Annotated in this window: 1 protein-coding gene; it reads right to left on the bottom strand. The window is 35.8% G+C overall.

What is annotated here, in order from left to right:
• Nucleotides 1–338 (bottom strand): hypothetical protein (locus tag AOA60_RS23420; protein WP_143522498.1); only part of this gene is annotated, 338 nt, incomplete at its 3' end.
• Between the last annotated feature and the right edge of the window lie 39 nt (nt 339–377).

Raw genomic sequence — 377 nt, 5'->3', positions numbered from 1 at the left:
ACATATAGACTTTTCTCAATTTCTTCTCTGACAACTTGATCTAAGTATTCTTCATATTCCATATCATAGTCTTCTGCTTTATCTTCAAAGAAAGCTCGTTCCCTTCTAGCTTCTCTTCTTTCAAGATAATCTTTAAAGTTCATAAGTGCCTTGTCTACTTCTTCTTGAGAAACCTCATGCCCCTCTTGTTTTGCTTCGTGAATAACAGCTTCTTGAAAAACATAGTTTCTTGCTACTTCAGGGATAGCTGGTGCTCCTACTTCATAAAGTACCTTCAAGTCTTTCACATATATGTTTTCCCCTTTAAATGAGGCAATAACATCGTCATCTTCATACATGGGACTACAGGATCTAGATAGAATGACAAAACCTAATAC

This window comes from Pseudomonas sp. 2822-17, from assembly GCF_002742485.1.
Lineage (GTDB): Bacteria > Pseudomonadota > Gammaproteobacteria > Pseudomonadales > Pseudomonadaceae > Aquipseudomonas > Aquipseudomonas cyclaminis.
Note: the sequence above shows the minus strand (reverse complement) of the source record. Positions and strands in the feature narration are given on the sequence as shown.